The 12,562-nt window shown below is 67.8% G+C and carries 10 protein-coding genes; 5 read left to right on the top strand and 5 right to left on the bottom strand.

The window, feature by feature from the left end; translation table 11 throughout:
* Positions 1-50: 50 nt before the first annotated feature.
* On the bottom strand, positions 51-1,832 hold the full coding sequence (locus FB459_RS15200) for an acetyl/propionyl/methylcrotonyl-CoA carboxylase subunit alpha (protein WP_141929081.1): 1,782 nt from the start codon (positions 1,830-1,832) through the stop codon (positions 51-53).
* Positions 1,833-1,926: 94 nt separating this feature from the next.
* Between FB459_RS15200 and FB459_RS15195 the strand changes: the two genes are divergently transcribed.
* Both FB459_RS15195 and FB459_RS15190 read left to right on the top strand, forming a co-directional pair.
* The gene (locus FB459_RS15195; RefSeq protein ID WP_141929080.1) at positions 1,927-2,772 is read left to right on the top strand and encodes an aldo/keto reductase; all 846 of its coding nucleotides are present in this window, start codon (positions 1,927-1,929) and stop codon (positions 2,770-2,772) included.
* A gap of 109 nt (positions 2,773-2,881) precedes the next feature.
* Entirely contained in the window at positions 2,882-4,105 is a 1,224-nt protein-coding gene (locus tag FB459_RS15190) for a serine/threonine-protein kinase (RefSeq protein WP_141929079.1), read from the top strand.
* Positions 4,106-4,108: 3 nt separating this feature from the next.
* On the opposite strand, the gene FB459_RS15185 is transcribed toward FB459_RS15190, so the two are convergent.
* From FB459_RS15185 to FB459_RS15175, 3 genes are read right to left on the bottom strand one after another with little or no spacing between them, the layout of a single operon-like run.
* Positions 4,109-5,446: a hypothetical protein gene (locus FB459_RS15185; protein WP_141929078.1), complete on the bottom strand. Its 1,338-nt coding sequence runs from the start codon at positions 5,444-5,446 to the stop codon at positions 4,109-4,111.
* A 52-nt stretch (positions 5,447-5,498) separates the two neighbouring features.
* Positions 5,499-6,869 (bottom strand): VWA domain-containing protein, encoded by a 1,371-nt coding sequence (locus tag FB459_RS15180; protein ID WP_246092477.1) that lies wholly within the window; start codon positions 6,867-6,869, stop codon positions 5,499-5,501.
* Positions 6,866-7,723, bottom strand: a complete 858-nt coding sequence (locus FB459_RS15175; protein ID WP_141929077.1) for an AAA family ATPase — start codon at positions 7,721-7,723, stop codon at positions 6,866-6,868. The genes FB459_RS15180 and FB459_RS15175 overlap by 4 nt, the downstream gene beginning before the upstream one ends.
* Positions 7,724-7,874: 151 nt before the next feature.
* Here FB459_RS15175 and FB459_RS15170 point away from each other — a divergent pair, with 151 nt between their 5' ends.
* Positions 7,875-9,056, top strand: coding sequence for an acyl-CoA dehydrogenase family protein (locus tag FB459_RS15170; protein ID WP_141929076.1), 1,182 nt, complete (start codon positions 7,875-7,877; stop codon positions 9,054-9,056).
* Complete coding sequence (locus tag FB459_RS15165; RefSeq protein WP_141929075.1) at positions 9,053-10,603, top strand: acyl-CoA carboxylase subunit beta; 1,551 nt, start codon at positions 9,053-9,055, stop codon at positions 10,601-10,603. The genes FB459_RS15170 and FB459_RS15165 overlap by 4 nt, the downstream gene beginning before the upstream one ends.
* Before the next feature lie 54 nt (positions 10,604-10,657).
* On the opposite strand, the gene FB459_RS15160 is transcribed toward FB459_RS15165, so the two are convergent.
* Positions 10,658-11,314 carry a hypothetical protein gene (locus FB459_RS15160; RefSeq protein ID WP_141929074.1) on the bottom strand — a complete coding sequence of 219 codons (657 nt, stop codon included), beginning with the start codon at positions 11,312-11,314 and terminating at the stop codon, positions 10,658-10,660.
* 125 nt (positions 11,315-11,439) lie between these two features.
* On the opposite strand from FB459_RS15160, the gene FB459_RS15155 reads away from it, so the two are divergent.
* Positions 11,440-12,504 (top strand): YihY/virulence factor BrkB family protein, encoded by a 1,065-nt coding sequence (locus FB459_RS15155; RefSeq protein WP_141929073.1) that lies wholly within the window; start codon positions 11,440-11,442, stop codon positions 12,502-12,504.
* Positions 12,505-12,562: the final 58 nt, after the last annotated feature.

Here is a 12,562-nt window from a genome sequence, read left to right as displayed (position 1 = left end):
GGGGTAGTCAAGGGGCCTGATCGTCATAGCGACCGGAGTTGCGCAGGTGGTTACTCGGCGTCCTTGATCTGCGCGATCACGGCGCCTGCACTGACGGTCTCGCCGATGTTGGCCTTGAGGCCCGAGACGACGCCGTCCTTGTGGGCGGTGATCGGCTGCTCCATCTTCATCGCTTCGAGCACGACGATCGTGTCGCCGCTGGAGACGGTGGCACCGTCCTCGACCGCAATCTTGACGATCGTGCCTTGCATCGGAGCGGTGACCGAGTCGCCGCTCGCGGCCTGCCCGCCGCCGCTGGACCGGCCGCGCTTCGGGGCCTTCTTCGGGCCGCCTGCTGCGCCGCCGCCAGCGCCGAGCTGCAGGTCGCCGGGCAGCGACACCTCGATGCGCTTGCCACCGACCTCGACCACGAGCGACTGCCGCGGTGCGGCCTCGGGAGCCTCGCCGGCGGCGCCGCCGAAGGGCTCGATCTGATTGTCGAACTCGGTCTCGATCCAGCGGGTGTGGATCGTGAACTTCTCGTCCGGGTCGTTCGGTGCGAATGCCGGGTCGCAGACGACCGCGCGGTGGAACGGCGCGACCGTCGGCATGCCCTCGATGACGAGTTCGTCCAGCGCGCGGCGGGACCGCTCGAGCGCTTCCTGGCGGGTGCGGCCGGTGACGATCAGCTTGGCGATCATCGAGTCGAACGCGCCGGCGATCGTGTCGCCCTCGACCACGCCGGCGTCCCACCGCACGCCGGGGCCGCTCGGCACGACCATCTTGGTGATGGTGCCGGGGGCGGGGAAGAAGTTGCGGCCGGCGTCCTCGCCGTTGATGCGGAACTCGAAGGAGTGCGCGTGCGGCTCGGGGTCGTCGAAGTCGAGCGCCTCGCCGGCCGCGATCCGGAACTGCTGGCGGACCAGGTCGATTCCGGTGACCTCCTCGGAGACCGGGTGCTCCACCTGGAGGCGGGTGTTGACCTCGAGGAAGGAGATGTGGCCCTCCGGCCCGATCAGGAACTCGCAGGTGCCCGCGCCGACGTAACCGGCCTTGCGCAGGATCTCCTTGCTCGCGCGGACGAGTTCGGCGTGCTGCTCGTCGGTGACGAACGGAGCCGGTGCCTCTTCGACGAGCTTCTGGTTGCGGCGCTGCAGCGAGCAGTCGCGGGTGGAGACGACCACGACGTTGCCGTGCTGATCGGCCAGGCACTGGGTCTCGACGTGGCGCGGGTGATCGAGGAAGCGCTCGACGAAGCACTCGCCGCGCCCGAACGCGGTGACCGCTTCACGGACCGCGCTGTCGAACAGTTCGGGGATCTCCTCGATGGTGCGGGCGACCTTCAACCCGCGTCCGCCACCGCCGTACGCCGCCTTGATCGCGACCGGCAGACCGTGTTCCTTGGCGAACTCGACGACCTCGTCCGGGCCCTCGACCGGATCCTTGGTGCCGGGCACCAGCGGAGCGTCGGCGGCCAGTGCGATGTGACGCGCCTTCACCTTGTCGCCGAGGCTGTCGATCGCCTCGGGGCCCGGACCGATCCAGATCAGGCCGGCGTCGATGACCTTCTGCGCGAAGTCGGCGTTCTCGGCCAGGAAGCCGTAGCCGGGGTGCACCGAGTCGGCACCCGACTGCTCGGCGATCTCGAGCAACTTCTCCTGCACGAGGTAGGAATCGGCCGGTGTCGAGCCGCCGAGGGCGTATGCCTCGTCGGCGACCTTGACGTGCAACGAGTCACGGTCGGGCTCGGCGTAGACGGCGACCGATTCGATGCCGGCGTCCTTGCAGGCGCGGGCGATTCGGACGGCGATCTCGCCACGGTTGGCGATGAGAACCTTGCGCAATTCGGGCATGGCCTGAGCCTATCCGGATGTGGGCGAGGCCACATTCGAGGGGCAAAACCGAACGGTAGGAAATATCGGGCGGCGATGCATCGCTGCACCGGGCATGACTGGTAACCCCACCATCCCCAACATTTCCCTGCGCGCCGGCGACACCTCGGTCGAGATGCCGCAGCTCGGTTTCGGCGTCTGGCAGGTCGAGGACGACGCCGCCGCCCCGGCCGTCGCCGAGGCCCTGCGCGTCGGCTACCGCAGCATCGACACCGCCCGCATCTACGGCAACGAGGCCGGCGTCGGCCGCGCGCTCGCCGACAGCGAACTGGCGCCGTCCGATGTCTTCCTGACCACCAAGGTGTGGAACGACGACCAGGGCTTCGACAAGACCCTCGCGGCGTTCGACGCCTCGCAGGAGCGCCTCGGCCGGCCGATCGACCTCTACCTCATCCACTGGCCGGTGCCGTCCAACGCAGCCTTTGTCGACACGTACAAGGCGATGATGCAGCTGCGAGACCAGGGCAAGGTGCGAGCGATCGGTGTCTGCAACTTCAACATCGAGCACTTGCAGGAGCTGCACGACGCGGTCGGTGAGTATCCCGCGATCAACCAGGTCGAACTGCACCCGGACTTCCAGCAGAAGCAGTTGCGCGAGTTCCACGACAAGTTCGGCATCGTCACCGAGGCGTGGAGCCCGCTCGGTCAGGGCGGCGACATCCTCGCCGACGCCACGATCACCGATATCGCGTCGCAGTACGGCAAGACGCCCGCCCAGGTCATCCTGCGCTGGCACCTGCAGCTCGGCAATGTCGTGATCCCCAAGTCGGTGACGCCGGAACGCATCGCCGAGAACCTGGACGTCTTCGACTTCGAGCTCTCCCAGGCTGCGATGGAGGCGATCGAAGCCCTCGATTCGGGCAAGCGTCTCGGCCCGGACCCGGCGGAGTTCAACGCCTGATCTCTGCTTCTTCTCACCGAGTGGCCGGGTTATGAACCGGTGGCCGGGATATGACCCGTCCGCTGGTTCACAGCCCGGCCACTCGGCGGTTCGCCTAAGGTTCTGCTTCGTGGGAGAAGTGATTGCGGGGCGCTATGAGCTGATCGACATGATCGGCGAAGGCGGCATGGGGGGAGTGTGGCGCGCATACGACCTACGTGACGGCACCGTGGTCGCAGCGAAGGTGCTGCGCCAGTCCGACGCCGGTTCGCTACTGCGCTTCATGCGCGAGCAGGGAATGCGCATCCACCACCCCAATGTGGTGACGCCGCTCAGCTGGGCCGGTGTCGACGACCGCGTGCTCATCGCGATGCCGCTGGTCGAAGGTGGATCCGTCTCGGGGCTGGCCCGCCGGTACGGCAAGCTGCCCGCACCGTATGCGGCCGAGTTGCTGCGTCAGTTGCTGGATGCGTTGACCGCCGTCCACGAGCAGGGCGTCGTGCACCGCGACATCAAGCCGGCCAACATGTTGCTGTCCGCGACCGGCACCGACAAGCCGCACCTGTGGCTCACCGATTTCGGCGTGGCCGTGTCTGTCGACGCGCCCCGTCTGACCAGCCACAGCATCGTCATGGGTACCCCCGGCTATCTCGCCCCCGAGCAGCTGCGCGGCTACGACCCTGACCCGAGGTCCGACCTGTACGCCGTCGGCATGATGGGCATTCAGTTGCTGACCGGGCACAAGCCGCGGGCACACGTCCGCACCGACGCGCTCGACCTGCCGCCGCGACCGGACGGTGTGCCGGATGCCCTGTGGGACACAGTGATTCGCCTTGCCGACCCGGACATCGACCGCCGTCCGGCCAGCGCGGTCGAAGCGCGCCGGGCCATCGAAGCGGTGGCGTGGGAGAAGCAGTCGGCGATCGACGTCCGCAGCGACCTGCCACCCATCGGCGAAGCAGCCGGTGATTTCCGACCGATCGACGGCAGCACCGCGCCCCTCGGCGGCGATCACACCGTCATGCGCCGTCCGACCGCGGCGATGCCGATGGCCGGCAATGTCGCAGCGCCCGCGCAGTCGACGAATCGTGCACACCGCGCGGTCGATCGCGCCGCACGAGCCAAGAAGCTTCAGCGCGTTGCGGTCCTCGTCGGTGCGCCCCTGGTCGCCGCAGCGGCGCTGGCCGCGATCTGGGTCCCCAAGGAGAACGGGCCCACGGACGAGCCGGGCAAGGCCCGCCTCGGCGCCGAGTGCATCTGGTCGGACGTCGGCACGTCCGAACGCGACCAGAACGGCGTGCTGCGCACCTGCTTGGAGCAGGACGGTAGGTACGTCTGGAGCGCTACGAGCTGAGGCTCAGGCCTGCCGCCGAGAACGCAGGGCCCACAACACTGCTGTCGCTGCCGCCAACACGGCGAGCGCACTGAGCGCGACCTTCGCCGACGGGAACGGGGCCTCGGTCTGCACCCCCTGGCCGATGCTCATCTCGCCCTTGCCCGGCTGAGCAAGCTTTGCGCCGCCTGTGTTCACGAAGGTCGGCCCCTGCTGGACGTCGCCCACCACAGCGATGTTGAGGTCGGCCGGGATCGGGGGCACGGAGTCGGGCATCGGCTCATCGCTGGATGAGAAGGACGCCGGACGGGTCCACACCGTCACGTAGTACCAGCCCGGCGTGGTCGTCCACTGCAGGCTCGCCTGCGGCACCTCGTTGCCCGACTCCGACTTCGCAGACCGATTGGCCCACAGCACAGGTGCGGTGTAGGTGCCGATCGTCGCGCCCTTGGAACTGTTGGCCGACATCGAGAGGGAGTCGGAGTACTGGTAGTCCTTCGGGTTCGCGTCCAGAGCGATCCGCTGGGGCGTCCAGATCCTCGTCGAGACCTCGACAGCGATCGGGGAGGCGAAGTTGGTGTCCTTGCCGGGCACGCGCAGGGTGGCCGCCAGGCGCTGTCCCCAGTCGAGGCGGACCTTGTAGAAGGCTTGCGTACCGACGCCGAGTTTGAGTGAATGCGTGCCGGCAACCAGGGTCACGGCGTCGCCGAAACCCTTTCCGGGTGCGACCTCGCCCCGGACCTTCCCGTCCGGTGCCTTCAAAGTGGCTGTCTGGGCGACCGTCGCGGGTGACCCGACGCTGCCGGTGCCCTTGGGCTCGTCGGTGAGCAGGATCTCGGCCTTCGTCCTGCCGTTCGCGGGAATGCCGTTGTGCTCGATCGAGATCGACAGCTTGGTCGATTCGCGGCAGGTGCCGCCCAGGTAATTGCCGCGGGACACGTCCTCATCGTCGTCCACCCCGACGTTCACGTTGAGGAAGGTGAGCGCGGCGTCCTTGCTCAACGTGTCGGTGTCGGAGGTGCAATCGTCGCCCTTGGCGTCGAGGATCGACACCTTGGTCTTGTGCTCACCGGTTGCCTTGAGCGCCTTGCCCTCGCGTTCGTCGGTGAGCACGCTCGCCAGGAAGGTGCGCATCTGGTTGCGGTTGATCGTGAAGGTGCGCGGGGATCCGTCGTTGGGGAGTTCGGCCTGGTAGAGACCCGCCTTGAGTTCCGGGCCCCCGGTCTTGTCGGTCGCGAGAGTCACCTGCTTGCCGGACGTGCCGTACGCCTGCGGTTCGATCGCGGCATGCGCGGGTGCAGTGCCGGTCGCGACGAGGGCGACACTGGTCAGAACGGCGGCAGCAGACTTCCGGAAACGCACGCGCACAGTATGACCCGCGGACGCCTGTGATCCGTTGACCGGCGCGTGGATCTCACACCAGATGACGTTCGACGAACAGGCGCAACTGCGCGACATTGCGGCACTCGTGCATGGTGATCACCCGTGCATAGTCATCGGCCGCGGAGTCGCCGGTGCCCCAGGAGGAACTGCGTTCCGGGTTGAGCCACACCGTGGTTCGTGACTTCCGGCCGATCTCCCGCAGGGCGTCCACGCCGGGGTCGGCGTAGTTCGTGCGTCCGTCACCGAGCACGAGCACGGTGGTGCGATGGCCGATCGCATCACCGTGTTCGGCCAGGACGTCGGCGAACGCGGTGCCGTAGCTGCTGCTGCGTCCACGCGCCGTGAGAGCCGCCTGGGACAACGCCCACGAGGTGAGCGAGACGCCCGGGGGCGCGTCCTTCACGACGTGCGTGATGTCGGCCGCACTGCTGACGAAACCGAGCATCTTCACGTGTCGGAACTGGCTCTGCATCGCCTGCATCAGCAGCATGGTGAACCCGCTGAAGCCGCCCACGGACCCCGACATGTCGGCGATCAGCACAATGTCAGGACGGTGCCGGTTGCGTTGCTCGTACACCGGGTCGAGCGGGACGCCGCCGGTCGCCATCGCAGCACGCAGCGTGCGACGGACGTCGATGCCCCCGCGGTGCGCCCGGCGCCTCCTGCTGAGCTTGGCCTCGAGTTTGCGGGCCAGCGGATCGAGCTGGCGTTTCATGGCGTCGAGGTCCTTGCTGGACATCGCGAGGAAGTCGCGCTGATCGGCCGGCCCTTCCACGCCGTACCGGGCGATCCGCTCCTTCGGACGCACCGCGGTATTCCGTCGACGCGCCTCCGACTCCACGCGCTGCCTGAATTCGGCCACCCGCGAACGCAGTTCATCGCGGTCGATGCGGTCGGTGAACCCGCCCGAACCTGACCCCTGCCCTTCGCCCTGTTCGTCCCCGTTGCCGCGCCCCAGTTCCTGGGCCGGCGCGATGAGCCTTTGCGGCGCGAGCGCGTCGACCGCCTGGGCCGAGGACCAGCCCCGTGATTCGTCATCGGGGGAGACCCGGCCGAGCAGTTCGAGTGTGGCCGCGGCGATCTCGTCCATCCGTCGTTCGTCCGCGTCGGCGAGTGCCCGGGTCAGCTCCTCGCGCAGGGCGTCGACGTCGGCGTCCGCGAGATCAGTGGCACGGGCGCCGGGGGCGGACGGGAACCACAGGTCGAAGAGCTGATCGAAGACCGGGCGGCCGTCGGCCGAGCGCACCATCGTCGCGGCGAGCGCCTCCCGCAGGGTGCGGCGGTCGTCCAGACCGAGCACCTCGATCGCCTGTGCGGCGGTCGTCGTCTCGGTCGAACCCACCTCCAGACCATGCGTCCGCATCGCCTCGGCGAGGCCGACGAGGTTTCGCGGAAGGCTCACAATTTCAGTGCGGTTCGGGCGGATTCGATGTCGTCCTGGTGCTTCAGCAGCACCCCCAGCGTGGCCTCGACGAACTCTGCGTCCAATTCGTCGGCGCCGAGCGAGAGCAGGGTGCGAGCCCAGTCCACGGTCTCGGAGACGGATGGCGGCTTGCGCAGATTGCCCTCCCGCAGCGCGCGAACCACGCGCACCAGCGAGGCACGAGTGGCCTCGTTGACGCCGGGAGCATGCAGTTCCACGATCCGTTGTTCGAGTTCGGCGCTCGGGTAGTCGATGTGCAGGAACAGGCACCGTCGGCGCAGGGCCTCGGACAGTTCACGCGTCGCGTTGCTCGTCACGACGACCAGAGGGTGGTGGCGGGCTGCGATCGTGCCGAGTTCCGGAATCGTCACCTGGAAGTCCGAGAGCAGCTCCAGCAGCAGGCCTTCCATCTCCTCGTCGGCCTTGTCGAGTTCGTCGACCAGCAGCACGACGGGGGCGTCGCTGCGCACGGCCTTGAGCAGCGGCCGCTCCAGCAGGAACTCCTCACCGAAGACGTCCGTGCGCACGTGCTCCCAATCGGCGTCCTTCTCGGCGGTGATGCGCAGCAACTGCTTGGCGTGGTTCCACTCATACAGCGCACGCGCTTCGTCGACGCCCTCGTAACACTGCAGCCGGACGAGGTCACGACCCGTCGCGGTGGCCATGGCCTTCGCGAGCGCGGTCTTGCCGACGCCCGCGGGCCCCTCGACGAGGATCGGACGGCCGAGCGCAGCGGCGAGATAGACGGTGGTCGCGATCGCGTCCGAGGCCAGGTAGCCGGTGCCGGCCAGACGCTCGCGGGAGTCGTCGACGCTGCTGAAGGTGTCACTCATGCCTCCCATCCTGCTGGCTATCGCGCCCTTGCCGTTGCACTGGTCCGGTCGGCGGCAGCCCTCGGGCAGGTGGGCAGGCGGCGAGGGACCGCTGTTACCTTGACGACACCGCGCAATCGTGACCCACACCACAAGTGAAAGGCCGCACCCGATGTTCGAGCTGTCCAAGGACCACGAGGACTTCCGGCGCCTCGTGCGTGACTTCGCCGAGGCCAAGATCGCGCCGCATGTCGCGCAGTGGGATCGCGAGCACCACTTTCCGTCGGAGCTGGTGCCGCAGATGGGCGAGCTGGGCCTGTTCGGGCTCGTGGTGCCGGAGGAGTTCGGCGGGGCCGGATTGGACGGGGGCGGCTTCACCTACCTCTGTCTGGCGATCGAGGAACTCGGCCGTGTCGACCAGTCGATGGGCATCACGCTGTCGGCGGGAGTCGGCCTGGGAATCAACCCCATCCTCACGTACGGCACGCAGGAACAGAAGCAGCAGTGGCTGCCCGACCTCGTCGCCGGCAGGACGCTCGCCGGCTTCGGCCTGACCGAGCCCGAGGCAGGTTCGGACGCCGGCGGCACCAAGACGCGCGCCTCGTTGGCCGACGGTCAATGGACCGTCAACGGTGCGAAGGCCTTCATCACCAACTCCGGCACCGACCGCACCTCCGTCGTCACCGTCACCGCCAGGACCGGTGAGACCGCGGACGGCAAGGCTGAGATCAGCGCGATCATGATCCCTTCGGGCACAACGGGATTCACCGTCGAGCCGCCGTACGACAAGCTCGGTTGGCACATCTCCGACACCCACGGGCTCACGTTCGAGAACTGCGTGGTGCCGGAAGACAACCTGCTCGGCGAACGCGGTCACGGGTTCAAGCAGTTCCTGAAGACCTTGGACGATGGACGCATCGCCATCTCGGCGCTCGCTGTCGGCCTGGCCCAGGCGTGTCTGGAAGCGGTCACCGAATACTCCAAGACCCGCATCGCGTTCGGCCGTCCGATCGGCGTCAACCAGGGCGTCTCGTTCCAGGTAGCCGATCTCGCCGTGATGGTCGAGGCGTCGCGCCTGCTGACCTACAAGGCCGCCTGGCTGAAGGACGAGATGGAGGCCGGACGTCGCAGCCTCGGTGAGGTCAAGCAGGCCGCGTCCATCGCCAAGCTCTATTCGTCCGAGGCCGCCGTGACGGCGACCCGCATCGCGACGCAGATCTTCGGTGGCAACGGCTTCATGGAGGAGTACCCGGTGGCGCGGTTCTACCGCGACGCGAAGATCCTGGAGATCGGTGAGGGCACCTCCGAGGTGCAGCGCATGCTGATCGCCCGCGGTCTGGGACTGCCGTCGTGACCCACCCCAAGGACGCACGGGTCGAGGATGTCCGCGGTCGTCTGAAGGCGGCGCACGAAGCGTCCGACGCGCCCTCGGAAGCAGCCCGGGCTAAGCTCGACTCGCAGAACAAACTCTATGTGCGAGAACGTATCTCGCTGCTCTTGGACGAAGGATCGTTCGTCGAGGACGGGCGGTATGCGAATGCGACGGCGACCGGTCTTCCCGCCGATGGTGTGGTGACCGGCCACGGCACGGTGGACGGGCGTCCGGCGATCGTCATCGCCAACGACCCCACCGTGAAGGCCGGGTCGTGGGGCTCGCGCACCGTGGAGAAGATCGTCCGGGCCACCGAGATGGCGCTGCGCGAGGATCTCCCCGTCTTCTGGCTCGTCGACTCCGCCGGTGCACGCATCACCGACCAGGTCGAGATGTTCCCCGGGCGCCGCGGGGCCGGACGCATCTTCCACAACCAGGTCGCGTTGTCGGGAAAGGTGCCGCAGATCTGCTGCCTGTTCGGCCCGTCGGCCGCCGGTGGCGCGTACATCCCGTCCTTCACCGACCTGATCATCATGGTCGAGGGCAACGCCTCGATGTACCTCGGTTCGCCGCGTATGGCCGAAATGGTTGTGGGTGAGAAGGTTTCACTCGAACACCTGGGCGGCGCACGGATGCACTGCACACAGTCCGGCGTCGGTGACCTGCTCGCGCAGGACGACACCGAGGCCATCGAACTGGCGAAGTTGTTCTTCTCCTACCTCCCGCTGAACTGGCACTCCGAGGGGCCGGTGTACCACCCGGAGGAGCCGAGCGAACCGCTCACCGACGACACTGTGCCGGAGGTCGAGAGCCAGCCGTTCGATGTCCACGAGGTGATCGACGGCCTGGTCGACGACGACAGTTTCTTCGAGGTCAAGCCGCTGTTCGCCCCCGAGCTCGTCGTCGGGTTCGGTCGGATGGAGGGCCGCACGGTCGGCATCCTGGCCAACAACTCGGCGGTCAAGGGCGGCGTGCTGTTCACCGACTCCGCCGACAAGGCCGCGCGATTCATCTGGATGTGCGACGCCTACAACATCCCGATCCTGTACCTGGCCGATGTGCCCGGCTTCATGATCGGATCCGAGGTCGAGCGGGGTGGCATCATCCGGCACGGCGCGAAGATGGTGTCCGCAGTGTCGTCGGCGACCGTCCCGCAGTTCTGTGTTGTGATCCGAAAGGCTTACGGTGCCGGGCTGTACGCGATGGGTGGCCCGGGCTTCGATCCTGACGCCACGCTCGCACTTCCCACCGCGCGCATCGCCGTGATGGGTCCGGAGGCCGCGGTCAACGCCGTCTACGCCAACAAGATCGCTGCGATCGAGGACGAGGCCGAGCGCGAGGCGTTCGTGCGAGCCCGCCGCGAGGAGTACCTCGAGGACGTCGACCTCGAACGTCTGGCCGCGGATCTGGTGATCGACGGAGTCGTCGAGGCGTCCTCGCTGCGCACCGAGCTGCTGCACCGGTTGCGCTACGCGGCCGGCCGCGACCGACACTTCAGCACCCGGCGCCGTTCGATCCCACCGGTCTGACCGGCGAAGCACGAAAGCCCCCGCTCGATCGAGCGGGGGCTTCGTACGTATGCGTCAGTTCTGCCCAGGGGGCACGACGACCGTCGTGGTGACCGTCACGGTGCTGGCCGGCGGGAGCGGGGGTGGTGGCGGCGCCGGTGCGGTGACGGTCTGCGTCGTGGTCACCGTGCTCACCTGAGGGGCAGCGGTCGCCGTCGTGGTGACGGTCGTAGCGGCGGCACTGCTGGTCACGGTGCGCACGGAACCTGGCTGCGTCACGGTGCGGGCCGGCACGGTACGGGTGACGGTGCCACCCGGCTGCACGACCGTCGTGGTCACAGTCGTTGCATTCGGCGCGGCACCCGGCCGGGTGCTCGACGGGGCACTCGTGGAGGGCGGGGCTGATGGTCCGGACGGGCTCACCGTCACCGTCTGCGCCGGCTGGGTCACGGTGGTGGACGCTTCCCCGTCCCCGGACGCGCTCGCGCGCCCGGCCCACCAGGTGAATCCTGCGAGCAGCAGAGCCAGCACGCCGGCAGCGGCGGCGAGTGCCGGACTGATGCCACCGCCGGCGGAATAGCGTCCGCCGCCCTGCGCGTCGTCGTCCTCGGCGTAGTACTGCTCGCCCGCGTACTCCTGGTCATCACCGGAATCGGAGTCGAAGAAGTCCATGATGCCGGGCCGGTCGTCGTCGACCGGCCCGGTCTTGTCGGGGTCGTGCAGATCAGGCATCGAGGAATCCAAACCATTTCTGGGGTGAGAGCGGTGCAGCCCGCTCCTGGTGCGACTCGCTGGACACGCTACGCGACCCGGTCGCCCCGCGCAGGCCAGTGGCGTCCCCGGGATAGGTTGCCAGCATGTCCTTCTCCGACCGGGTCGACGCGATCCAACGCCGCTATCCGGTGTTGGGCTACCCGATCGCGGTCGGTTACAAGTTCTTCGACGATCTCGGCGCCTACCTGGCGGCGTTGCTGACCTACTACGCATTCATCTCCCTGTTCCCCGTGCTGTTGCTCGCCTCGACCGTGCTCAGTTGGATCCTGCGTGGCCGGCCGGAGTGGCAGGAGACGCTGCTCAACTCGGCATTGGGGGAGTTCCCGGTGATCGGTGACCAACTCAAGGCACCGGCAGCCCTGGACGGCGGAACGGGAGCCGTGGTCATCGGTGTGCTCGGTGCGCTGTACGGAGCACTCGGCGCCGCACAAGCTCTGCAGTACGCGGCGAACACCGTCTGGCAGGTGCCGCGCAACAGCCGTCCCAACCCGTTTGCGGCGCGCGGCCGCTCGTTCATCCTGCTGGTCACGGCCGGCTTCGGACTACTGCTGACCACCGCAGCCTCGATTTTCGTGACGCGGTACATCTCGGGCACACCGGCGACGCTCGCGATCCACCTGCTCAGCGTGCTGATGTCGACCGCAGTGTTCCTCGCCGCCTACCAAATGGCCACCGCCGCTTCGTTGCGTCTGGCTGACCTCTGGGTGGGTGCGGTGGTCACGGCGATCGGGTGGGAGGCGTTGAAGGCCTACGGAGCCACCTACGTCAACACCGTCATCAAGCACGCGTCTGCCATCAACAGCATTTTCGCGTTCGTGCTCGGCATGATCGCGTTCATCTATGCGGCTGCCGCACTAATCGTGTTGTCCCTGGAGATCGACGTGGTGCGTCGTAAGCATCTGTACCCGCGGGCGCTGCTCACTCCGTTCACCGATGACGTCGAGCTCACCGAGGGCGACCAGAAGGCCTACGTCGGCCAGGCCAAATCGATGCGTGCCAAGGGTTTCGAGGAGATCGACGTCAGTTTCGAGGTCAAACGCGCGCAGCGCCGACGAGCCGACCAGGAAGAGCAACTGCGGGAGGGCGAGACCCAGGAGATGCCGTCCCGGGTGTTCACCCAGCGGGACGATCGGAACTCGGACGGGTGACTAGATTCACGTTGTGACCGAGGGTCCATAGCTTCGGCGTCGTCTCCGTTCCGGCGGG

This window comes from Yimella lutea (genome assembly GCF_006715095.1).
Lineage (GTDB): Bacteria > Actinomycetota > Actinomycetes > Actinomycetales > Dermatophilaceae > Yimella > Yimella lutea.
This window is presented reverse-complemented; position numbering and strand designations above follow the sequence as displayed.